Origin of the sequence: Anaerotruncus sp. 1XD42-93 (assembly GCF_009917605.1) — a bacterium.
GTDB lineage: Bacteria > Bacillota > Clostridia > Oscillospirales > Ruminococcaceae > Anaerotruncus.
The window spans coordinates 64,284-87,884 of the sequence record NZ_QZEG01000008.1 but is presented as its reverse complement, the minus strand read 5'-3'; the positions used below and the strand labels follow the sequence as shown (position 1 = coordinate 87,884).

At 54.8% G+C, this 23,601-nt stretch carries 20 protein-coding genes; 11 read left to right on the top strand and 9 right to left on the bottom strand.

The window, feature by feature from the left end:
- The first annotated feature begins 250 nt into the window (after positions 1-250).
- The 3 genes from D5269_RS05220 to D5269_RS05210 are packed head-to-tail and all read left to right on the top strand — an operon-like array spanning position 251 to position 3,856.
- Complete coding sequence (locus D5269_RS05220; protein ID WP_120484075.1) at positions 251-625, top strand: GntR family transcriptional regulator; 375 nt, start codon at positions 251-253, stop codon at positions 623-625.
- Positions 622-1,521: an ABC transporter ATP-binding protein gene (locus D5269_RS05215; protein WP_120484074.1), complete on the top strand. Its 900-nt coding sequence runs from the start codon at positions 622-624 to the stop codon at positions 1,519-1,521. Before D5269_RS05220 ends, D5269_RS05215 begins: the two co-directional genes overlap by 4 nt.
- On the top strand, positions 1,496-3,856 hold the full coding sequence (locus tag D5269_RS05210) for a hypothetical protein (RefSeq protein WP_120484073.1): 2,361 nt from the start codon (positions 1,496-1,498) through the stop codon (positions 3,854-3,856). Before D5269_RS05215 ends, D5269_RS05210 begins: the two co-directional genes overlap by 26 nt.
- A gap of 235 nt (positions 3,857-4,091) precedes the next feature.
- Here D5269_RS05210 and cls read toward each other — a convergent pair whose 3' ends face one another.
- From cls to D5269_RS05185, 5 genes are all read right to left on the bottom strand, one after another.
- Positions 4,092-5,636, bottom strand: coding sequence for a cardiolipin synthase (gene cls, locus D5269_RS05205; RefSeq protein ID WP_016316729.1), 1,545 nt, complete (start codon positions 5,634-5,636; stop codon positions 4,092-4,094).
- Between the two features lie 138 nt (positions 5,637-5,774).
- On the bottom strand, positions 5,775-6,773 hold the full coding sequence (gene galE / locus D5269_RS05200; protein ID WP_016316730.1) for a UDP-glucose 4-epimerase GalE: 999 nt from the start codon (positions 6,771-6,773) through the stop codon (positions 5,775-5,777).
- A gap of 171 nt (positions 6,774-6,944) precedes the next feature.
- Positions 6,945-7,955, bottom strand: coding sequence for a ComEC/Rec2 family competence protein (locus D5269_RS05195; RefSeq protein WP_120484072.1), 1,011 nt, complete (start codon positions 7,953-7,955; stop codon positions 6,945-6,947).
- 204 nt (positions 7,956-8,159) lie between these two features.
- Positions 8,160-9,590: a polysaccharide biosynthesis C-terminal domain-containing protein gene (locus D5269_RS05190; RefSeq protein WP_016316732.1), complete on the bottom strand. Its 1,431-nt coding sequence runs from the start codon at positions 9,588-9,590 to the stop codon at positions 8,160-8,162.
- A 56-nt stretch (positions 9,591-9,646) separates the two neighbouring features.
- On the bottom strand, positions 9,647-10,147 hold the full coding sequence (locus tag D5269_RS05185) for a small multi-drug export protein (protein ID WP_016316733.1): 501 nt from the start codon (positions 10,145-10,147) through the stop codon (positions 9,647-9,649).
- Between the two features lie 429 nt (positions 10,148-10,576).
- On the opposite strand from D5269_RS05185, the gene D5269_RS05180 reads away from it, so the two are divergent.
- A complete protein-coding gene (locus D5269_RS05180) occupies positions 10,577-11,818 on the top strand; it encodes an extracellular solute-binding protein (RefSeq protein WP_016316734.1) in 1,242 nt (413 codons plus the stop codon).
- A 30-nt stretch (positions 11,819-11,848) separates the two neighbouring features.
- Positions 11,849-13,435, top strand: a complete 1,587-nt coding sequence (locus D5269_RS05175; RefSeq protein ID WP_120484071.1) for a methyl-accepting chemotaxis protein — start codon at positions 11,849-11,851, stop codon at positions 13,433-13,435.
- Positions 13,436-13,803: 368 nt separating this feature from the next.
- On the opposite strand, the gene glpK is transcribed toward D5269_RS05175, so the two are convergent.
- Positions 13,804-15,291, bottom strand: coding sequence for a glycerol kinase GlpK (glpK, locus tag D5269_RS05170; protein WP_016316736.1), 1,488 nt, complete (start codon positions 15,289-15,291; stop codon positions 13,804-13,806).
- A 249-nt stretch (positions 15,292-15,540) separates the two neighbouring features.
- On the opposite strand from glpK, the gene D5269_RS05165 reads away from it, so the two are divergent.
- The 3 genes from D5269_RS05165 to D5269_RS05155 all read left to right on the top strand — a co-directional run bounded on the left by D5269_RS05165 (position 15,541) and on the right by D5269_RS05155 (position 16,648).
- A complete protein-coding gene (locus D5269_RS05165; RefSeq protein WP_120484070.1) occupies positions 15,541-16,005 on the top strand; it encodes a hypothetical protein in 465 nt (154 codons plus the stop codon).
- A gap of 117 nt (positions 16,006-16,122) precedes the next feature.
- Positions 16,123-16,518, top strand: a complete 396-nt coding sequence (locus D5269_RS05160; RefSeq protein ID WP_016316738.1) for a metal-dependent transcriptional regulator — start codon at positions 16,123-16,125, stop codon at positions 16,516-16,518.
- The gene (locus tag D5269_RS05155; protein ID WP_016316739.1) at positions 16,502-16,648 is read left to right on the top strand and encodes a hypothetical protein; all 147 of its coding nucleotides are present in this window, start codon (positions 16,502-16,504) and stop codon (positions 16,646-16,648) included. The genes D5269_RS05160 and D5269_RS05155 overlap by 17 nt, the downstream gene beginning before the upstream one ends.
- An 80-nt stretch (positions 16,649-16,728) precedes the next feature.
- Here D5269_RS05155 and D5269_RS05150 read toward each other — a convergent pair whose 3' ends face one another.
- The 3 genes from D5269_RS05150 to D5269_RS05140 form a co-directional block, all read right to left on the bottom strand.
- On the bottom strand, positions 16,729-17,898 hold the full coding sequence (locus D5269_RS05150) for a cation diffusion facilitator family transporter (RefSeq protein WP_120484069.1): 1,170 nt from the start codon (positions 17,896-17,898) through the stop codon (positions 16,729-16,731).
- Between the two features lie 90 nt (positions 17,899-17,988).
- Positions 17,989-18,216, bottom strand: a complete 228-nt coding sequence (locus D5269_RS05145) for a DUF3006 domain-containing protein (RefSeq protein ID WP_016316741.1) — start codon at positions 18,214-18,216, stop codon at positions 17,989-17,991.
- Between the two features lie 191 nt (positions 18,217-18,407).
- Positions 18,408-19,025, bottom strand: a complete 618-nt coding sequence (locus tag D5269_RS05140) for a cytidylate kinase-like family protein (RefSeq protein ID WP_016316742.1) — start codon at positions 19,023-19,025, stop codon at positions 18,408-18,410.
- A 328-nt stretch (positions 19,026-19,353) separates the two neighbouring features.
- Here D5269_RS05140 and D5269_RS05135 point away from each other — a divergent pair, with 328 nt between their 5' ends.
- The 3 genes from D5269_RS05135 (at position 19,354) to D5269_RS05125 (ending at position 23,463) form a co-directional block, all read left to right on the top strand.
- Positions 19,354-20,841: a recombinase family protein gene (locus D5269_RS05135; RefSeq protein WP_016316743.1), complete on the top strand. Its 1,488-nt coding sequence runs from the start codon at positions 19,354-19,356 to the stop codon at positions 20,839-20,841.
- Between the two features lie 480 nt (positions 20,842-21,321).
- A complete protein-coding gene (locus D5269_RS05130) occupies positions 21,322-22,617 on the top strand; it encodes a sensor histidine kinase (RefSeq protein ID WP_016316744.1) in 1,296 nt (431 codons plus the stop codon).
- Positions 22,618-22,623: 6 nt separating this feature from the next.
- On the top strand, positions 22,624-23,463 hold the full coding sequence (locus tag D5269_RS05125) for a response regulator (protein ID WP_016316745.1): 840 nt from the start codon (positions 22,624-22,626) through the stop codon (positions 23,461-23,463).
- Positions 23,464-23,601 lie beyond the last annotated feature (138 nt).

Below are 23,601 nucleotides of genomic sequence, written 5' to 3'. Positions count from 1 at the left end.
ATCAAAATTCTCTCCTAACTATAATCCAAACTGCCAATCGAAGTCAATGGTTGTCACCAATTTGTAACTTTTCATGTATGATGTGCCTGTTTTACTCGGATTTATTGCATGTGCGAAAAAAGAAAGGAAAATTTCTGCTTGCATTTTGGAAGATCGTGTGGTATAGTTGATCTGTACTAATCAAACTAGTACAGATAGCACGATTGATACAGCAGGTATTGACTACATTTTAAGAAAAGGGGTGGGGTTTGTGCTGCAACTGGACCTGCAAAGCCGGCAGCCAATCTACGAACAACTAATCCTGCGACTGACAGAACTGATTTTCCTGGGGGTGTTGGAAGCGGACACGCAGCTTCCTTCGGTGCGGACGCTGGCGCGGGACCTCGGAGTCAACCCGAACACGGTGCAGAAAGCCTACCAGGAGCTGGAGCGCCGGGGGATCACCTATTCGGTATCGGGCAGAGGGAGTTTTGTTGCACCGGGAGAAGGAGCACGCGAGATCCTCAGCAGACAGAGTGTTGAAAAGATTCGGGATGCCGTTTCGGAGGGGAAGCGGACTGGTCTGACCCGTCCGCAGGTGGATGAAGTGGTCTCATCGGTATACAGCGAGGAGGTATCAGTATGATTCAGGCAACCGGTCTGGTGAAATGCTTTGGAGATTTTACAGCGCTCTCCGAGCTGACCACCCAGATACAGAAGGGTTCGATCTATGGTCTGGTCGGTTCCAACGGCTCAGGGAAGAGCACCTTCCTGCGGCTGATCGCGGGGGTCTATATCCCGGATGGGGGGACGCTCCAGATCGATGGGCAGGCCGTTTATGAGAATATCGCGGTCAAACAGCGGATTTTTTTCGTGGCGGACGACCTATACTTCCTGCCGCAGAGCAGTATGAACGACATGGCGGGGTTTTACCGCGGCATCTACCACAACTTTTCAGACGAGCGGTACCAGAAGCTGTGTGATATCTTCCCGCTCGACCCCAAAAAGAAGATCACGACCTTCTCAAAAGGGATGAAGCGTCAGGCGGCGCTGCTGCTGGGACTGGCCTGCCAGCCCGACCTGCTGCTGCTCGACGAGGCGTTCGACGGGCTGGACCCGGTGATGCGGGGCGCGGTGCGCAAGCTGCTTTTGGATGAGATCGCTTCCCGGGAAATGACGGTGCTCATCACCAGCCATAACCTGCGCGAACTGGAAGACCTCTGCGACCATGTGGGCCTGCTGCACAAAGGGCGCATCCTGTTTGAGCGGGAGATTGACGAACTCAAGCTTGGATTCTGCAAGGTGCACGCGGCCTTCCCGGAAGGGATCGGGGACGAGATGCTCTCCGGCCTGGACCTGATGCAGGTTTCCCGGAACGGCAGCCTGCTCAACCTGATCGTGCGGGGCAGGTCGGCAGATGCCTCGGAATATCTGCTTTCCAAGGGGGCAGTATTCGCGGAGGGCGTGCCGTTGACGCTCGAAGAAGTATTTGTACATGAAATGGAGGCGGTCGGCTATGACTACAACAACATCATTTTCTAATCAGGGACAATTCGTCGGCCTCTATAAAAGCACGCTCCGCAGGAACTTCGGCTATTTCGGCCTGATCTCGGCCCTGCTTCTGGTCTTTTATCCATTGCAGTACGCGATGGAGGTGTTTGGGCACCACGATTGGCGAGGGGAGCTGCAAATGCTGATAGGAGACTACTCCCTGCTCGGGCTGGGGCGGAACTTTACCCCGACCTCCGCGTTCTTTTATACTGCAATCCTTCTGATCGTGCCGCTGGTGCTCGCGCTGCATCTGAACAGCTATATGCACAGCAAGAAGGCGTCCGATGTCTACCACGCGGTCCCGGTCAGCCGCGGGACGCTGCTTACCGTCAATATGGCGGCGGCCATGACCATCCTTGCGGTCCCGGTGGTCGTTTCCAACCTGCTGGTTGCCGTTTTTCAGGTCTGCAAATTCGGGTTCTTCCCGGCGCTGCTCGGTTACCAGCTTCTCGATATGGTGGGCTGGCTGATCTGCGCATTCGCGATCTATGCGGTTGCCACCTTTGCCTGTGTGTTGGTGGGCACCGTGTTCGACAGTTTTGTTTACACCATGATCATGCTCGGCATTGTGCCGCTGCTGGGCCTGCTCTGTTTCATGATGGAGATGCTGTTCCTCTGTGGCTTTGTCCCCGACGAGCGGGCGATGCTCAACCTTCTGAACCTCTCGCCGATGCTGCTCATGCCCACCCGGTTCGCGCTGCACAGCATCCACGACGGATACGGAAACCTTCTCCCGAAGGATTCGGACCCGATCTTTTTCCAGTTCCAGATGTTTTCGGACAGCAACCTCGCGATGGTCTGCTGGCTGTTCCTTTCGGCAGCCCTCTTTGTTCTGACGGTCCGGCTCTACCGGCGGCGCAGCAGTGAAAAAGCCGAGATCACAACCACGCAGGGCGCGCTGCCGACCTTTGTCAAGCTGGCTGTGACCCTATGCGCGGGGTTGGTCATCGGTACGATCTTTTCACAGGCGACAGTATTCATCCAGAGCGAGAATGCCTCGTTCCTGATCTGGGCGGCGATCGGGGGCATCCTCACCTATGTGATCCTGGAAGCGGTGTTCAACCGCGGGTTCAAGACCGTCCTGCGCAGCCTGCCGCTCGGCGTGGGAATGACGGTATTTACCCTCGCATTTTCGGCGATCTTCATGACCGGCGGGCTGGGCTATGAAAAGCGCGTCCCAAACATCTCGGACATCGAGTCGGTCGAGATCAATTATACCGGCACATACGGCGGCGGTATGCCGCAAAAGTTTGGTGAGGAGCAGATTTTGCCGGACGGAACCTCCAACTGGAAAATCCTCGCGTTCTATCAAACGGTTGAGCTGCGCGAACCGCAGAACATCCAGGCGGTGCAGGCACTCCACCAGGCGGTCGCCGGACAGAAATACGACGATTACTGGCATTCGTTGTCGCTGACCTACCGCCTGAAAAACGGGAAAACCCTTTCACGCTCGTATAGCGGGATACCGTCTGAGGAAATCGAGCGGCTGCTCCCGATCGAAATAAGCGGGGAATTCCTTGCCCAGACCAACCCGGCCTATTTTGTAAAAGGGCAGCAGGTCACCTCGTGGGAGCTTCAGGACCCGTTCGGCTTCCGGCATGAGGAGATCGGCGAGGATTGGACAGCGGAAGAATCGCAGGAGCTGCTGGATGCAATCGCGGCTGATGCGGCGTCTATGACGCTGGAAGACCTGAAGAACCCGCAGTCCGAACCGGTCGCAATCCTGAACTGCTTCGCGAACCCTCCCAAGGAGGGGAGCGAACGGTTCTGCCGCTGGGGCATCTTCCCGGTCACCGACCGCACAACCCATACCTATGCGTTCCTTGCCAAAAAGAATCTGCTGGAAGGGCTTGAGGTCGATTGGGATGACTGCTACGCAGTAACCGCCGAAGTGTTTGACCGCGGCAGGAGCAACCATATCTTCGTCAATGACAGCATCGTTCTGTCCTCACTGTCCGGGCATATGTCCAGGGTGGAGGATCTGGAATATGTCACCGAACGGATCAACGAACTCCGCTTTGCGGATAACCTGGGCGAGAGGGAGGACGGAGTGTATCTGTTCCTGAGCGAGGATGCTTCCGACATCCGGACCCTTTCGGAGCACGCCTCGTTCTATTGCAGGGAAGAGGAGCCTGTCGCGATTGTAAGCTTCTATTTTAAAGGAAGGGAGAACGGCAAAAAGGTTCTCGTGCCGCTGGCTAACCTGCCCGCATCCCTGCAGGAGCGGATGACTGCCTATTGTGCGAACAGCTACGGCTATAGCTACTCGGACTATGAAACGGTTACCTCTACGGGTATGGAAGGTGCGGTGGTGATTGCCGGATAACACAGGATAAAAGCGAAGGAGGACGCTGCATTTGCAGCGTCCTCTTCTCTTTTTCTGTTTTCAACAAAGCCCGAGGCTTTGGTTGATTTTTTGCTGCCGCAGCAGCACACGCAGCCCAAAAACCCCATACAGTGAGACAGCGTAAGTTTGGTTCCAGACCAAACACAGGCGATCGCACTTTGGAAAGCTGGTCTTTTCTTCCTTTAAAAGTTTACTCAATTTTTGGGGAAAAGCCTTACATCATGGGGGAGAACAGCCGTAGCAGCGACCGCACCACCCGCCGCAGGAAAAAGACCGAACGGTTATAATCCAGCGGAATCTGCTGGGAAAGCGTGAGTGTCTGGAGGAAATCCTGTTTCACATCCTGGATCAGGCTGCTCTGGTAGAAGCAGACGCCGCATTCGAAATGCAGGTAAAAGCTGCGGTAATCCATGTTAGCGGTGCCGACGACCGCGACCTCGTCATCACTGACGTACATTTTGGCATGGATGAACCCAGGCGTATATTCGTAAATTTTAACCCCGGCGTCAAGCAGCGGCTGGTAGAACGAGCGGGTGACCTCATGGACATACCACTTGTCCGGAACATGCGGGGTGAGGATGCGCACATCGACCCCGCTGCGCGCAGCGATCGAAAGGGCGGTTGTCATCTCGTTGTCGAGGATCAGATAAGGGGTTGTGATGTAGACATATCTGGTTGCCCGGCTGATGATCTGCATATAGGTTTCTTCCGAAACATTGAGCCGGTCGAGCGGGCTGTCCCCGAACGGCTGGACGAAGCCGTCGCTCTCGCAGGAGATGGTCGGCTTGAACTGGTCAAATTCCTCGTCGGTCGGCTTGCTGAAGTTCCAGAGAGAAAGGAACAGGGCGGTCAGATTCCAGACCCCATCCCCGCGCAGAAGGACGGCGGTATCCTTCCAATGGCCGTGTTTCTCATACCGGTTGATATACTCGTCCGCGATGTTGATCCCGCCGCAAAACCCCACATTTCCGTCCACGACGGTAATCTTGCGGTGGTCGCGGTAGTTCATCATCGAGTTCAGATGGGGCTGGAACGGGTTGAACACCACGCATTTGATCCCCGCAGCCCGCAGGCGGCTGGCGTAGTTGTGGGGCAGGGTCTGGATCGAACCGATGTCGTCGAACATGAACCGTACGTCCAGCCCCGCCGCCGCTTTCTTTTTGAGGATCGCAAAGATTGGGTCCCACATCTCGCCCTCTTCCAAAATAAAATATTCCATGAAGATATACCGTTCCGCCTTTTCCAGCTCTTCCAGCATCCGTTCCCAGGCGGCCTCCCCCAGCGGGAAATATTCAGCCTGGGTGTGTTCCCAGACCGGGGTTCCGGTGGTGAGCGTGATATAGTCGGACAGCACGCTGTATTGCGGGCACTGTGCGCTGAGCTGCGGATGGGATGGCAGGTCATATTGCAGGTGGTGGCGGGCATAGTCCTCCGCACCCTGAATTTTCAGCAGCAGGCTTTTGGGCAGTCCCTTGTTGCCAAATGTCAGGTAGAACAGCCCGCCGAAGATCGGGAACGCCATAATGATAACCACCCAGGCCAGCTTGTAGGACGGGTTTTCGTCCTTACTGACGAGAAAGATCACCAAACAGAGGCTCAAAATCTCAAACAGCATATAGAGGACGGTAAAATGCTCGACCAGACGCAGAATAAAGACCACCAGCACCGCGATCTGGACAAGGATCAGGAGGGAGACGATTCCCACCTTGCCGAGCAGGAGATTGAGAACCGATTTGATGTGCAGCTTTCTCTTATGCATAAAAATACCTCGAAAAATGGAAGGATGGATTTGCGTACCCGAATACAGATTCCACCGCAGCGCTTGTCGTGCTGCGGTGGAAAGGCAGGTATCCTTCAGGACATTATAACATGGCTGCGGACAATCTGCAACCAAAGATCAGGCATTATGGCTGCTGAAATTCCAGTTATCGGCGCACATATCGTCGATCGTGCGGGTCGCTTCCCAACCAAACAGACGCTTGGCTTTCGAGCTGTCCGCATAGGAGGTTGCGATGTCGCCAGGGCGGCGGGGCGCGATGCGATAGGGCACCTTCCGCCCGCTCGCCTTTTCAAACGCCCGGACGATCTCCAATACCGAATAGCCATGCCCGGTGCCGAGGTTGACCGCTTCGACGCCGGTTTTGTCCATGATATAGTCGAGCGCGTTCAGATGGCCGACCGCGAGGTCCACCACATGGATATAGTCCCGTACGCCGGTCCCATCCGGCGTGTCGTAGTCGTCCCCAAACACCGAAAGTTCCGCCAGTTTGCCGGTTGCGACCTGTGCAATATACGGAAGCAGGTTGTTTGGGATCCCGTTGGGGTCCTCACCGAGCAGGCCGCTTTTGTGTGCGCCGATCGGGTTGAAATACCGCAGCAGGGCAACGCTCCATTCGGGGTCGGCCGCGTGCAGGTCGGTCAGAATCTGCTCGATGAACAGTTTGGTTGCGCCATAAGGATTGGTGGTCGAGAGGGGCATATCCTCCCGGAACGGGACCTGGTTGTGCATCCCATAGACGGTAGCTGAGGAGGAAAAGACGATCTTTTTGCAGCCATGCGCCGCCATCACTTCGCAGAGCAGGAAGGTGCCGGTCAGGTTGTTGTGGTAGTACCGCAGGGGGATTTTGCAGGATTCGCCGACCGCTTTCAATCCGGCAAAATGGATCACCGCGTCGATCTGGTTTTCGGAGAAGACCCGGTCGATCCCTTCCCGGTCGAGCAGGTCGACCTCATAGAACCGGAAATCCTTCCCGGTGATTTTGCGGATACGGTCGAGCACTTCCGGCTTGGAGTTGACAAAATTGTCGAGGATGACAACCTCTTTCCCCGCGTTCAGCAGTTCAACGCAGGTGTGGGAACCGATATAACCGGCGCCGCCAGTGACCAGAATAGACATAAAAAATCATCCTTTCTCTAAGGTTGGGGCAGGCCGCCCCTCTGTTGATTTTAGTATAAAAGATCGCTGTGGGGATGTCAATGCGGAGTGCCGGACAGGAACGATCTGTCCATAAATACGCATCAATTTTCTGCGCCCCGTTCGCAGATGATTTGTAACGTTTCACGATCGCTACCAAACACGCTGGTTCCGTTCGCAGGTGACCTGGAGCGTTTCACCATTGCTCCCGAACACGATGGTTCCGTTCAGGTCGGTGCGGTAGAGGAGGATGTCCCGCTCCTCCAGAAGGCGGACAACCTCAGTATGCGGATGACCGTAGGTATTGTCCTTGCCAAGCTCCGCGACCGCCACCCGCGGATCGACCGCATCCACCCATTTTTCCTGATTGGAGGTGCTGCTTCCGTGGTGCCCCAGCTTGAGGACGTCGGCGCGCAGCAGGCTGGAATCGTAGGCTTTGAGCAGGGCGTTTTCATTTGGCTTCTCCGCGTCCCCGGTGAAAAGGAACGAGGTGGACCCGAAGTCCAGCCGGCAGATAACCGAGGTATCGTTCAGGCCCTCGGGTTCCTCAACCAGAGGGCCGAGGATGGTCATGGCCGCGCCGCCGCCCAGGTCATACCGGGAGCGCGGTTCAGCGAGGGTGATTTTGAGATTCTTGCGCTCGATCGCATCCAGCAGGCGCTCATAGGTGCGTGTGGTGGGGATCAGGTTGTCCGGCACGTCTGAAAAAAGCACTGTGCCGATTTCGAATGCGTCGATGACCTCCGCCATGCTGCCGATGTGGTCGGCGTGCGGATGGGTGGCGATCACCATGTCGAGCCGGGAGACCCCCTGCGCCTTGAGATAGTCGATGATGGCAGGGCCTTCCCCGATTTCTCCTGCGTCGATCAGCACATTCTGTTCAGGGGTCTGGATCAGCTCACAGTCCGCCTGCCCCACGTCGATGAAATGGACCAGCAGGTCGCCCTCCGCCTCGGTTGGAACGGAGGAAAGGCCAGCCTGATCGTATAGCTCATCGAGCGCGGAATTGATGCTGGTTTCGAGCGTCTCGGCAGACGGGAGCGGGAGCCGGCCGCCCATCGCCTGGTTGAGCAGGACGAGGACGAAAAGCACCGCTGCGCTGATCAGGGAGACAAGCCCGGCGCGTTTGGGGTTGGATGCGGATTTCTTTTTGCGTTGTGCCAATGGAATTCCTCCGTTCTTTGAATCTGTTTTCTGACTGGCTGTAAACTGTTTCTGAGGGAGCTTTTTTCATCTGCCAAAGCCCCCTCTTGGTTCTGATAGGAAGTCAGAGATCATTTATCCCCAAAAGGTGATTCTCAGGATAAAGCGTTCTCCTTCCGGCAGAGCGCAGCCAAGGGCAGCGTCTTTGGAACAGGCGGGCGAATCTTATGTCGCACCGGGCAGGCGGGGCGCCCTGCGCCGGCGGAGAAACCGGTCGATATTGATGACGATCTGCTTGAGGTTGAGCAGGATCACAAGCAGGCAGAGCAGAATCTCGGGCAGAATCCAGTCCTCTTGGAAGGAAAGCAGGATCCATGTTTGGAAAAGCAGCAGAAAGAGGTTCACCAACAGTTTGAACGGCCTCCATCGCAGGCGGACGATCCGACGGGTGTCAGCGATCCGCACCAGAAAGACCACTAGATAGCTCATAAACGTTGCAAAAGCCGCCCCGTTTACCCCGAATTTCGGATCGGGGATGAGCAGCAGGTTCAGCCCGACATTCACCGCAGCCCCAAGGATGGTGGTCAGCAGGGTGGCGATACTCTTTCTCCCGACCATATAGATGCTGCCCAGAAAGGTGACAAAACAGGAAAAGACCGTTGCGATCACCAGAAGCGGGATATACTGCCAGGCGGGATAAAACGCGTTTTTGGGGCCAAGGACCAGCATAGCGGTGATCGGTTTGCAGAAGAGGATCAATCCGGAGGCAGCGGTAAAGATCAGCGCCTGGTAAGCGTTAAAGATATTGCTGAAAAACCGGTCGCGCCCCGGCCCCTTTTCGGTGAATGCGGACATCTGCCATGCGTCGGAGAAGATGCCCGAAACAACGGTGATCATCGTCGGCACCTTATAGGCCAGATCATACAGCCCGTTGGCATCCGCGCTGATGAAATAGCTGACCATATACCGGTCGGACACGTTGGTAATCCACCAGAAAAGGGTGGTTGGGATCAGCGGGAGTGAAAACCGGAGCATCGAGCCGGCCACCGACCAGTCCATCCTCCGGAACCGGATGTACCGGTGCAGGCTGGCGATGGTAAACAGGAAGAGCGCGGAGAGCGCATCCGAAATAATGGTCGCAAGCACATAACCGGTAATCCCCAGCTTGAGGACCGAAAGGAAAAGGATGTTGCAGGTGATCACGGTGATGATGCTGAGCACCCCGTCGAACGCATAGAGCCGCACCAGCTCCCGCGCGCGGATGAACTGGGAACAGAGGGAGCGTAAGCAGGAGGTCAGCACATAGAGGTAAATCAGGCTGGTGTAGTCGTGGATCAGCGGGATCTTGGCGATCAATGGACGGAACAGAAAAAACAACAGATAGCCAGCCGCCACCATCGTGACCCCTCCGGTAAAGACATCCCGCTTGCGGAAGGTCCTGTCCAGCCCATACCGGATGATCGAGTTTGCGACCCCACAGGAGACCACCGGAATCAGCAGGTTGGCCGCCTGCACGACCAGCCCGGCGGTGCCCAGCTCGTTCTCGGTGAGAACGTTGGTGTAAAACGGCACCATGAAAAAGGTCAGCAGTTTTGAACTGAACATGCCGATTGCAAAGATCAGTGTATTAGAAAGCAGTTTTTTGTATTTGTCCAAGAGGCCATATCCTTTCGGTCAGTTGATCCGGCATCGTTTCCGATGGACTGGGGGAATCAGAGCATCCCGAGGAATCCTACCACACCGTACGCGCCGAGCGTCATCAATACACCGGCAGCCAGTACCCCGCAGGCAATGGCAGGCAGGGCATGTTTCATCCGCATATTGAGCAGGACAGCCAGCAGAGCGCCCGACCATGCGCCGGTCCCGGGCACTGGGATGCCGACAAACATGCACAGCCCGATGGTTTCGTATCGGGTGACCTTGTCCGCCTTGGACATCAGCCGTTTTTCATAGCGGGCGGCAAATCCCGAAAGCAGCCGGGTCGTTTTAAGCCACTGGAAGATTGGGCGTCCCAGCAGCAGGATGAACGGGACCGGCAGCAGGTTTCCGACAATCGAAATGAGAAAGACCGTGTACCAAGGCATACCGAGCGCTGCACCAAGTGGGATCGAGCCGCGCAGCTCGATCAGCGGCACCATCGAGACGATGAAGAGGGCGACCTCCCGCCCAGCGGCCGATAGAAAGTCAAAGAGCTGCTGCATCAGATGTTCCATTATTATGTCCTCCGGGTCTGGGAAACTTCCCATTATTTTTACATATCCATTCGCATATACCTAACCATTATAATAGAATTATGTGCATATTACAATCAAAACATGTAAACTTTTCCTCGCTTGCCGCCTGTTCTGTATAAAGGCCATTGCCAGTATAGGCAATTATATGGTATAATAGCTGCAAAACAGCTATTATACCCGAGTTATGGCCAGGACGATGCGCAGGCAGAGCCTGCTCCCGTCCCGATGGCCAATTATACCATATCGCTCCGCGATTATGGTATAATAATTGTAAAACAGCTATGATACCAGAGCTATGGCCAGGGCGGTGCGCGGGCGGAGCCTGCTTCCCTCCCGATGGCCAATGATACCGCATCGTTTCGCGGTGGCGGCATCATATTTCGGAATCGACTGGAAGGATGGTTACTGATGAAGAAAATAGGTTTCCTCTTGCTGTGTTTTTTTCTGCTTCTGATTTCATTGACAGCCTGTGGCAGCAGCCAGGAAGCAGCTCCTTCCCTGGAACACGAAGCAGAATCAAAGACGGTTGAATTAACAGTGTGGGGCGCGGAGGAAGACGAGGCGCTGCTCCAGGAAATTTTTACTTCATTCCAATCCCATTATGCCGGTCAGGCAAACTTCCAAATTACCTTTCAACCTCAGAGCGAATCCAGCTGCAAAGATGTGCTGTTGGGTGATCTGGAGGGAGGGGCAGATGTATTTGCCTTTGCCGACGATCAGGTAGCCGCTCTGGCCGCCGCCGGAGGGCTGGACCCTATTGCGGACAGTACAGAAATTCGGAACGCCAGTCTCCCCGCCGCGGTAGAGGCGGCCAGCGTGGAAGGAACGCTCTACGCCTACCCGTTGACTGCGGACAACGGGTATTTTCTATACTATAATAAAGCATATTTTTCGGATGAGGACATCCAAAGCCTGGAGCGGATGCTGGAGCAGGCCGAGCAGGCCGAACGGCTGGTAGCGATGGACTGGTCCTCCGCATGGTATGTCTACGCTTTTTTCGGCAACACCGGTTTGACGGTCGGCCTGAACGAAGACGGCCTGACCAACTATTGCACTTGGAACAGTACCGAAGGGGATATACATGGTGTGGACGTGGCTAAGGCTATGCTGGCCATTGCCAGCAGCCCCGGTTTTGCCAATATGACGGATCAGGAATTTTTGGCTGGTGTACAGGATGGAACCGTAATTGCTGGGGTAAGCGGCGTCTGGAATGCGGTAGCGGTTCAGGAGGCCTGGGGAAAAAATACCGGAGCGGCCAAACTGCCCTCTTACACCTGCGCAGGGAGACAGGTGCAGATGGCTTCCTTCTCCGGGTGTAAGCTGATCGGCGTGAACGCCTATTCCGGATATCCGGAGTGGGCGGTGCGGCTGGCCGAGTGGATCACGAACGAGGAAAACCAGCGCCTGCGTTTTGAGCGGCGGGGGCAGGGACCAGCCAATATCAACGTGGCAAATTCCTCGCAGGTCCAGGCCTCGCAGGCGATCGCGGCCCTGCTTGCCCAGTCGGAGTTTTCCCAGATTCAGCGGATAGGAGGAAAGTTCTGGGACCCGGTGTCCGAATTTGCCTTAAATATGGCGGCGGGGAATCCCTCCGGTGCCTCCCTTCAGGCCCAGTTAGACAGACTGGCAGAAGGAGTCACCGCACGATAGGCACAGATACGATACTTGGGAGGAGATCGCATGAGAGGCAAACTGACATTGCAGCAGCGCTTAATTTTACCCATTGCACTGCTTGGGTTGGTGACATTACTGTCCAATGTCCTGGCAGTATTCAGTATCAATAACGTCCATTCCAATGCGAGCACCATTGTGGACGAGTATATGGTCAGCGAAGGAAAGCTGGAGGAAATCAGGCGCTCTATCACAGACATCCACCTGCTGGCTCTGTCCCATATCGTGGCCGCAGACCACGCTACCATGATTCAGCTTGTTCAGGAAATCAAGGCGGAAGAGGCCGCTCTGGACGAGATGCTGGTCAGCTATGAGGGCTTTGTTGCGGAGGGGGATGGAGAGATATACCAGTCCCTTTTGGAGGATTATGATGCTTTTAAACATGCCTTGGTGCATCTGGTGTGTGCCAGCGCCGACAGTAAAACTCAGGAGGCCTATGCAACGGCCAACGGAGATGTAGCCCACTGGAGCGAGGCCGCAGATCAAGATGTTGCTGCTCTTTACACCGCGGTCAGCGGGCGGGCGGAAGCCGCAAGGAACCATTTGTCCTTCGTCTACATAAGCGCACTGATAATCAGTGCGGCTACGCTGATTGCCGGCGTTCTTCTGGTGGCGGCGGCCTTCCGGATCATCCGGAAATACGTCATTTCCCCAATCCACGACGCGATGGGCACCCTTCAGGACAGCTCTGAGCGCATCAGCGGTGTGGTAAACAATGTGCGGCAGCGGACACAAACCTCCAGCGGCAGCGTCCGGGACCTGTCCGGCCTAGCGGAGCAGCTCTCCGCTGCCTTGGAGGAAATCGCCGCCAGCACCTCAGCCATCAGCAGCAGCGCGTCCAACACCCAGGGAGACGCCCGGAATATGGCGGAGGAATGTTCTGCCATTACAGCTTACTCCGCGGAAATGAGGGAGCGGGCCGAAGAGATGGAACGCTCCGCCCTGATGGAGATGGAGGAGGTACGAAAGAAAACGGCGGAAACAATGTCCCTTTTGGATCAGGCCATTGAAAAAAGCCAGAATGTCAACCAGATTGGCGTTTTGACCCAGGCAATCCTCAAGATATCCGCCTCTACCAATCTGATTGCCATCAATGCCTCTATCGAGGCTGCACAGGCCGGCGCAGCGGGGACTGGCTTTTCCATTGTGGCGCAGGAGGTTCGCCAGTTGGCCGATTCCTGCGCTGAAACGGCTAACAATATTCAACAGGTCAGTGGAGAGGTTACAGGTGCGGTGGATTATCTCTCGGAAAGTGCCCGGGAGCTGTCTGGTTATCTGAGTCAGGCGATTATAGCGCAGTTGGAGCGGTCTGTGCAGGCTGGACAGCAGTACCGGGTGGATTCCGACTATGTAGGTCATGTCATGGAAGCGTTTAACGACAGGACGTCTCGCCTGAAGGCAGCGATGGATGATATTGCTGGTTCTATCTCCAACATTTCCGACGCGATCGACGGTGCGGTATCTGATGTGACCGGTGTTGCCAACAGTACCCGTGTCTTGGAGGATGATATGTCGGGCATTACTGCTGGTATGGGGACCAATCAGGAAATTGTGAGGGAGCTGCAAAAACAAATGGATGTGTTTTCTAATTTGTAAATGGATATGAAGCTTCGGACAGAAGTTTTGCGAGATGCTCTATATTGATAACGGCCCCTCCTCCATCCGGAGAAGGGGCCGCACAATATCCCCCAGGGGGATATCAGAACCTCTTTCAAGTCAGTCAGGAATTTATCTGCTGTTATGCCGCCCGGAAGGGTCGTAAAAGCCATTTCCCGATCCAGACGGATGGAAGATAAGCCAGTACAGGTTTACGTCTTTTTTGGTGACAAGCGGGTCTACACTCCCCGTTATGGTCTTTCGCATCTGCTTTCCCATATGCTTCCACAATCAAATGTCGGGCTTCGTTGTGCAGTATCTTTCCCACCCCGCTGCTATTCTACGGCTCACCAGTTGCTTTCCTGCGGTTAATGGTCTGCCCAATCCAGGGACCGGCCGACCGCTTTTTTCCAGCCGCGCACCAATGTTTCGCGTGTTTCGGAATGCATGTTGGGCAGGAAACGCACCGTATTGCCACGCATCCGTCTGATTTCCTCCTGATCTTTCCAGACTCCCGTTGCCAGACCGGCCAGATAGGCGGCCCCCAGCGCTGTTGTTTCCTGAATCTGCGGGCGGCACACCGGCTTATTCAGGATATCCGACTGGAACTGCATCAAAAAGGTGTCCCGGCTCGCGCCGCCATCCACGTTCAGCTCAGACATCGGTGTGCCGGTATCCTTTTCCATTGCCTCGACCAGTTCCATGCTCTGATAGGCGATGGACTCCTGTGCGGCGCGGATCAGATGTTCCCGTTTGGTGCCGCGAGTCAGCCCGACGATACAGCCCCGCGCATACATGTCCCAGTAGGGCGCACCCAACCCGGTAAAGGCGGGCACGATATAGACTCCGCCGGTGCTGTCGACTTTACGCGCATAATACTCCGCATCCCTGCTTTCGGTGATGAATCGCAGCTCATCCCGCAGCCACTGGATCACCGCACCACCCACAAAAACACTGCCCTCAAGCGCATATTGTACCTTTCCGTCCAGCCCGATTGCGATTGTAGTAAGCAGTCCGTTTTTGCTGTCACAGGGGGTTGTACCGGTGTTCATCAGCAGGAAGCAGCCGGTGCCATAGGTGTTTTTTGCTTCTCCCTTTCCAAAACAGGTTTGTCCAAACAATGCAGCCTGCTGGTCGCCTGCGATCCCTGCGAGCGGAATTTGCTCGTCTTGAATTGCTGTATATCCATAAATTTCACTTGAATTGTGTACTTCTGGTAATATCTCGAACGGAATATCCAAAATGTCGAGCAATTTTTGGTCCCATTCGAGCGTTTTGATGTTATAGAGCATCGTGCGGGAAGCATTGGTATAATCTGTCACATGGACCGCCCCGCCGGTCAGCTTCCAGATCAGCCAGCTATCCACCGTCCCGAACAGAATCTCCCCCCGGCGTGCGCGCTCCCGCGCCCCCTCGACATGGTCAAGAATCCATTTGACCTTGGTAGCGGAAAAATAGGCATCGGGGATCAGGCCTGTGGCCTGCCGGATAGATTCGGTATGCCCATCTGCCTTGAGCTGGTCGACGATCCCGGCAGTGCGCCGGCACTGCCACACGATTGCATGATGGATCGGCCGGCCGGTTTTGCGATCCCAGAGGATGGTGGTTTCCCGCTGGTTGGTGATCCCAATCCCCGCAATCTCGGAAACATTCACCCCGCTTTTGGCGATCACCTCCATCATTACCGCATACTGAGAAGAGTAGATTTCCATTGGGTCATGTTCCACCCATCCCTCCCGGGGATATAACTGGGTGAACTCCTTTTGCGCCATCTCAACGATCTTCTGTTCCTGATCGAACAGGATCGCTCGGGAACTGGTTGTCCCCTGGTCGAGCGCAAGGACATAGCGCTTCATCTCTCCACTTCCTTTCGGATTCTCTTATTCTCAGCGGCTTTCAACCGCTTTTTCATCAAAAAACAGGCGCCTCGTCAAACGCTTGACAGCCGTAGTTTTGTGCGATATAGTCAGGGTGTCCAGGGTCTGTTTGAAAAATAGGAATCACCATTTTTTCAAACAGCAGCGCGTACGGCAGCAGTCCTGCTGCGGGCTTAAAAGGAGTTTTTCAAATACGTTATTTATCAAATTTGATCGGGGGGATATCCTGTGGAGGAACAGATTTTATATTTGAGCCGTTTCTGTGGGATAGAAACCTATCCTGTAAAGCAGGCGGTATGGGAGCTGATCGAAGGGGACGGGACCGAGGAAGACCCGGATATGCTCTGTCTTGGAATGCGATTTGCCCAAGGGAACCATCTGCACGAAGACACACGATCTTTGCAGGCAGAACCTTTTTGGGAGATCAATTTTTACAAAACTAAAATTCCAATGAATATATTACAAATTGGATTTGATCTGGAGCAGCCAAACGAAGCAAACGAAGCCGACGGAAGCTTTTACTATCTTGAACATCAGCCGGCCAGAAACAATCGGATGGAGATTCTTGCAAGGGACGGGAATCGTCTCAAAATCCGGGTGAGCGGAAGCACTGAGGATGTCAACTATTACGATGGCTCAAAACCTGAAAACAGGTTGCAGCTGACCGCATGGTTCGAAAAAGAACATCCATAGCCCGACCTCGCATCCCGCTGCCGGACCATCTTTTTTCCAACTGTAACCGCTCTCTTGCGGACAACTGCGGTTTATGTTAAACTATGGATGATACTTTTGGAAACAGGAGGGTGCCCCATGCACGAATCAGGAGAAAACTATCTGGAAACCATCCTTGTCCTGGAAAACCGCAATGGGTCAGTCCGGTCGATTGATATTGCAAACGAGCTGGACTACACAAAACCCAGTGTGAGCCGGGCGATGTCGATCCTGCGGCGGGACGGGCTGATTGTCATGGAGGGCACAGGGCATATCCTGCTCACCGAAGCCGGACGCGCCAAGGCCGAGGCGATCTATGAGCGGCATCTGCTGCTCTCCCGTTTTCTGGAATCCGTTCTGGGCATCAGTCCGGAAACCGCCAGCCAGGATGCCTGCCGGATCGAGCATATCATAAGCGATGAGACGTTCGATGGGGTAAAGGCATATCTGAAAGCGCATGGGAAGGAGTGTGAGAACGATGGGACTGAACAGTGAACCGCTGCCTGAAAATGAAGCGCTGCTTCGGCTGATTGACGCCGGAATCCATGCGCTGGAACAGGGGGAGGATACCCCGTTCGAGCTGGACGCTGACCAGTTGATGGAACGGAAAGAATCTGAAAGATAATCTTGGGGCCGGGGCTGGGATAGCTTCGGCTCTGTTGTTTTTACCGCTGTATGTATCGGCGGGCTGATCGGGTTCAGGTGTCAGACGAACGCCTGCTCGACCTTGACCACTGCAAAATATTGCCCGTCCTCCATCTGACGTACCCGTTCCTGTACCAGCTTGGAGACCTCCGCGTTGGTCATCGAAAACTGATAGGGAACCAGCAGATCAAAGATCAGGTTGGTATGGCTTTTTCCCCAGACCATCCGAAAATCATGGATCGAGAGGACGGGGTCTATCCCCTGAACCAGTTCAATCAGACGTTTGCGCATCTCGGTTATCGCCTGGTTGTTCACCTCGATCGGGTCCATATGGATGGTCACTTCACAGTTAAATTTATGGCGCAGCTCCAGCTCGAGCAGATCGGTCGCATCGTGCATCACCAGCACATCCATTGTACAGGGCATCTCCGCATGCAGCGAGATCATCCGCCGTCCCGGCCCATAATCGTGCACGATCAGGTCGTGCATCCCGATCACCTCGTCATGCTTCATCACGGTCTGGGCGATCTGCTCCACAAATTCCGGGTCGGGCGTCTGGCCGAGCAGCGGGGAGAGGCTGTCCTTTGCGGTGTGATACCCGGTATACAGGATAAAGGCCGCCACCAGCAGTCCGATCCAACCATCGAGCAGCAGCCCTGACAGATGCCCGATCACCGTACCGGCTGCGACCGCCGCCGTTGCCACCGCATCGGTCAGGCTGTCCATTGCGGTGGCACGCATTGCGGTCGATCCGATCCGGTTGCCAAGCGACCGGTTGAACCAGCACATCCAGAGCTTGACCGCCACCGAAACGGCCAGAATTCCCATGGAAAGTGTGCTGAACTGAATCGCTTCGGGGTGCAGGATTTTTTCTATCGAGCTTTTTCCCAGCTCAACGCCGACCAGCAGAATCGCCACCGAGACAGCCAGCCCTGAGACATACTCGATCCGCCCATGGCCGAAAGGGTGCTCACTGTCGGCAGGGGCGCACGCCATCCGGAACCCGACCAGCGTGACAACCGAGCTGCCCGCATCCGAAAGGTTGTTGAATGCATCGGCCGTAATCGCAATCGAGGAAGCGAGCAGCCCCGCAAGGAATTTTGCAGCAAACAGGCAGAGGTTGAGGGCGATCCCCACCCCGCCGCTCAACACCCCATACCGGCTGCGCACCTCGGGCAGATGCGTCTGTTCACTGTTTTTGACAAACAGGCGCACCAGAAAATTCACCATAAGATTCCACGATCCCTCCTGAAAAGATTCCGCCCCCCGGCGGATAAAAAACGGGACGGCGCGCTTTGCGCTGCCGTCCCGGTGTGCGGTTCACTCCTCTGTGCCTTTGGTCAGGCGGCGCAGCCTTTCACGCATCCGCGCACGCCTCGCCTCGGTCTCTTCGACGTCCACGCTCCACTCCCCTATATGATGGACCACTACGCTTCCTTCGGAAATCCCCTGCGGCAGCCGGGCCAGTTCCACCCCGCTTATCTCGCCGTTTTCGCCTTCAATCACAGCGAATCTTCCTTCAATCCTGTCGACGATATATCTATACATTGCATTTCGTTCTTCCTTTCCATTCTGGTGGGGCAGGTCTCAAAACCTGTAGGGTATCTTTGATACAGGGCGAAAATCCCAGCCCGCTTCCCCGCAGCTTTTGAAACCGGCAGGCCGGTCAAAAAATCGCCGGGACGGTGTGATAAGCGGGTCCTCAGATACCGAACAGGCGCTTAACTGTCAAACAGATTTTATAACCGCGACTGCACAAACTGCCGAATCAATGCGACCGAACTTTCTACCCCGAGCAGGCTGCTGTCAAACGAGAGATGGTAGCTTTGCAGGCTCCCCCACTTACGGTCAGAGTAGGAGTTATAGTAGGAAGCCCGCTTTTTGTCGGTCTTGAGGATGCGCTCCTTTGCCTCGGATGTATCCAGTCCATTGCGTTTGCAGACCCGCTCGATCCGGTAGGGGAGCGGCGCGTGAATGAACACGTTCAGGCAGTCGGGATAACTGCGCAGCGCATAATCGGCGCACCGCCCGACAATAACGCAGTCCTCCTGCCGGGCAATCTTCTGGATCACTTCAAAGAGCGCCAGGAACATCTTCTGGGTGAGCGGCATATTCTGCATCCCGGCCAGACTTCCCGCTGAATACGGATGGACCGACAGGGAATAGAGCAGGCTGTTGACCGGCATCTCGTCGTTGTGCTCGAAAAGCTCCTGCGCAATCCCGCTTTCTTTGGCTGCAAGCACCAGCAGTTCCTTGTCGTAATAGGCCAGCCCCATCTCCTGCGCCAGCCTGCTGCCGATCTCTCTGCCACCACTGCCATACTCTCTGCCGATCGTGATAATCGTACGTTTTGCCATCAGTCCCGCCCCTTTCTTCTGTAAGGTTTCTCCTAAGCATAATCTGTAGGTTTTGTATCTAGTATACTCCTTTTTTGGGGGTTTGTACAGTGGTTCGTCCAAAAATTATAGCAGACCGGGAAAGCGAATCATGTCGTTATAAGGCGAAAAAATATGCGGCAGACGCTTCTGCTATCCAGAAACCGTTGGAAAAACTGGAGCCTCTGTGATTTTCTCTGCTTCCAAACAAGCGCTAAAAATCTCTTCTTTCACATACATATAAGATAAGGCTCTTCTGCCGCGGGGGCAGAGAAGCCTGGTTCCAATCCATAACAACGGGGGTGATCCTATGGCATCCGCTGCCTATCTGCGCAAAAGCCGTTCGGATGATCCGAACGAACCGCTCGAAGAGACCCTTTCCCGCCACAAACTACAGCTGCAGGCGGCTGCGCATCGGTATCGGCTTTCGATTGTCAGATATTATGAGGAGGTCGTGACCGGAGACAGCCTGTATCTGCGTCCCCAGATGATGCAGCTCCTCGAGGATGTGGAACGCGGAATCTATGACTCGGTGCTCTGCGTAGACATCGACCGCCTTGGCCGCGGCGGGATGCGGGACCAGGGGGTGATCCTAGAAACGTTCAAATACTCCGGAACCAGGATTGTAACCCTAGAAAAGATTTATGATCTCAATGACGATCTGGACGAAGAGCTGACCGAATTCAAAACCTTTCTTTCCCGCCGGGAGTACAAGATGATTACCAAACGCCTGCATCGCGGCATCCTTCAGACGGTGAAGGAGGGCGGGCACGTCTCCAGCATCCCCTATGGCTACGCGCGCGACCACATCGGGAAACGGCCAACCCTCCGGATTGTTGAGGAGGAAGCCTTTTTTGTACGGATGATTTATGATCTATATGTCAATCAGGGGATCGGCTGTCACGCGATCGCCGACCAGATCAACGCGTTGGGAGCACATCCGAGACGGTCCGACCGTTTTGCGGCTGTCTCGGTCCGGCATATCCTGAAAAACCCGGTCTATGCAGGGAAGATCCTCTACAACCGCACCACAGAGCTCCACGACAGGACGTGCGGGAACGGAAGGCATATCATCGTCAATCGACCGGAGGACGACTGGATTGCTGTGGATGGGATGCATCCCCCCATCATCGACGAGGCAGTCTGGCAGCAGGCCGGCAGGATCCTCCATGAACGTTGGCACCCACCCTGTTATACCGGCGTGGTCAGAAACCCGCTTGCGGGCATCTGTGTCTGCAAGAAATGTGGTTCCAAAATGGTCGTACAGACGTCCAAAGGCCGCTGGAGCTACCTCAAATGCCCGAACAGGCAATGCGACTGTAAGTCCGCCAATCTTACCTATGTGGAAGCTGAACTGCTCGGCCTGCTTGAAGACATGCTGTCGGGCATTCAGGTGCAGGCGCCAGACGGCCCTGCCGGCAGCACTGAAATTGTTCAGGCCCTGGAGCAGGTTCGCCGCAGCATTTCCAACACCGAACGTCAGCGCGACAGGCTCTGCGACCTCCTGGAACAGGGGATCTACACACCGGAGCTATTCCGGCAGAGGTCTGATGCGGTCGACCGGAAGCTGACATCCCTGCATGATGTGGCAGACAGCCTGGAAGGGCAACTGGCAGAGGCCCGGCAGAATGACCCTGCGCAGAGGATTCAAATCGTCCAGACTGCTTTGTCCCTCTATTTCCATGCGGATGCTGCCGAAAAAAACCGTCTGCTGAAAAGCAGCCTTAGAAGGGTTCTTTACTGTAAGGATCGGCAGCAAGGCCCACGGGAGTTCACTTTGGAAGCACAGCTAAAATAGGAGAAGCCATCTTTCTGGCTCAACAAGTCCCTGTCTTTTGCTGCTTTTTGTATCTCTACTGATTCTGTATTTTACAGGCAAACCGCTTGTCCGCGTTTCATAAATATGCTATAATTCCTAAAAAGTGAGAAAAACAGAGCCGATAGAGAACGGCGCTGCATCTCAATGGGTAGGAAGCGCCTGGAAAGCCGAATGGCCGTCGGTTTCCGCAAATGTGTGCTTCATCACCAACAGGGGCGCTTCTGGCGTACATACACTGCATTTGAGCCAAGTGGGAGTTTTTGTTTTTCAGGATGATTGAAAAGTCCTGGGTTATCCATTATAATAGAACAATATCTGTTCCCCTAACATCCGGGGGATAGCGGACGTCGAAAAGCTTGCAGCTTTTCCCCATATACATTACAATAGGAACAAAGATTGGAAAGCGGCCTGACCTTTTGCGTAATGCCGGGGCGGATGGTTGCCGAATGGAGGATAGCTATGCAGAGGCGGCAGGGGAGGTTCTCCCGGACCCGGTTGATTTTGCTGACCAGTTCGGTCATCACACTGATCTCGCAGGTTTATTTCAATGCGTTCTCCGACCAGTTCCGGCTTTCGCTCTCGGTGGTGCTCTTCCCGCTCCTGCTGCTTGCCGCAGGACGGGGGAAACTATTTATCGCGCCGAGCCTCACAACAGCGGGGATGGTCTTCGGATTCCGGATGGCACTCTGGGTGCTCGGCGGGAACGGAGAACTCAGCGAAGGCATCCGGCAGGTGGCCCCTGGCGCGCTTTTCTACCTCGCATATGGGCTGCTTTTCTCGGTCCTGATCCGGAACAAGCATACGGTGCGCATCCCGCGGTTGGCCGTGAGCATCTTTTTCTGCGATTTCATATCCAATCTGTTTGAAGTCTGGATGCGCGGCGAGCTGCATCTGAGCAGCTTTGACCGCACCTGCGCCTATCTGATGCTGGTCGCGCTGGCACGTACCCTGCTGGCAGGCGCGTTGCTCGCGATGGGGGAACAATACCGTTCCCTGCTCACCCGGGAGGAGCATGAGAACCGCTACCAGCGCCTGTTCCTGATGACCACTGGGCTGAAAAACGAGGTCTACTTTATGCGCAAGAACTCGGAAGAGATCGAAGCGATCATGAAAAATGCCTACCAGCTTTTTGAACGGTGCGCCGAACTGGGGCTGCCGGAGGAAACCCGGAGCCTGGCTTTGGCGATTGCGCGGGATGTGCACGAGATCAAAAAGGACTATATCCGGATCATACAGGGGATCGAAAAGGAGATCGACGAGCAGTATGACAATGAAACCATGCGGTTCTGTGACCTTTTGCAGATTCTCAAGGATGCGACCTACCGCCATCTCGATATGAAAGGGCTGGACATCTATCTTGACTTCCAGTGCGGGCAGGATTTCGTCCTGAAGGAGCATTATTCCCTGATGGTTGTCTTGAAAAACCTTGTCAACAACGCATGTGAGGCGATCGAATCGGCCCACAGGAAGGGGAGCATCCATGTTTCGGAGTGGAAAGAGGGTCCGGATTTTCTTTTCCGGATCGAGGACAACGGGATCGGCATTGCGGAAAAAAATCTGCGGCGGATTTTCCAGATGGGGTTTTCCACAAAATTTGATGAAAAGACCGGCAACATCTACCGCGGCGTCGGTCTTTCAGGGGTAAAAATTGTTGTCGAAGAGCAGTTTGGCGGAAGTTTGGAGGTAGAATCCACGCAGGGGGCCGGGACCGCATTCATCGTCCGGATTCCTGCGGACCGATTGGAGGGAGAATAAAAGACGATGGAAATCTATATCGTAGAGGATGACCTTTCGGTTATCAACAACCTTGAGGAAATTATGGAACAGCATCAGCTCGGGAATATCTGCGGGGATTCGGGAGAGGAGGCACCGGATGTCTCCAGAATCATGGCGCAGAACCCGGATATTATCCTGGTTGACCTCCTGATGCCCCAGAAGGACGGGATTCAGGTGGTCCGCGAGCTGCGGGAGCAGGGCTGCAAGGCAAAGTGCATCATGCTTTCCCAGGTCTCGGACAAGGAGCTGGTTGGGAAGGCCTACGATGCGGGGGTGGATTTCTTTATCAGCAAGCCGATCAACCTTATTGAGGTCAAATCGGTCATCAGCAATGTATCCCAGCAGATTCAGAACGAGAGGACCCTTTCCAACATCCGCAAGATGTTTCTTTCGGAGAAAACCGACGTAAAGGACCTGCGTCAGGAGATCGAAAGCCAGCATCTGCGTAAATTGCAGGGGATCCTGAACCAGCTCGGGATGTCGGGAGAAAAGGGGTGTGGGGATATCCTCCAGGTCTGTCAGTATCTTTACGAGAACCAGCTCCCGATTTCGCAGACCAGTGTCGGCCAGCTCTGCGAAACCCTCAGCGCCAGCCCCAAGAATATGGAGCAGCGGATCCGGCGCGCGATCGCGCAGGGGATGTCCAACCTCGCCCACCTCGGGATAGAGGATTTCATGAACGACACCTTTACCCGATATTCGGGGAGCCTGTTCCCGTTTGAGGAAATCAAGGCGGAAATGGACTTTGTACGGGGCAAACGCACCCGTGGAGGCAAGGTGAGTGTCAAAAAGTTTATTGATGGTTTGTTGATTTTTACCGAATGATAGGATTCCTGCATTTTGAAAAAATATTTTCCAAAAACATTGCAAACTGATGTAGTATTTTGTAGGAATCTGTAGATGTTCCTGCATAATAGGAACAACACCTGAAGATTCAGAGGTTCCACCCTTTTCGGAGCCCGC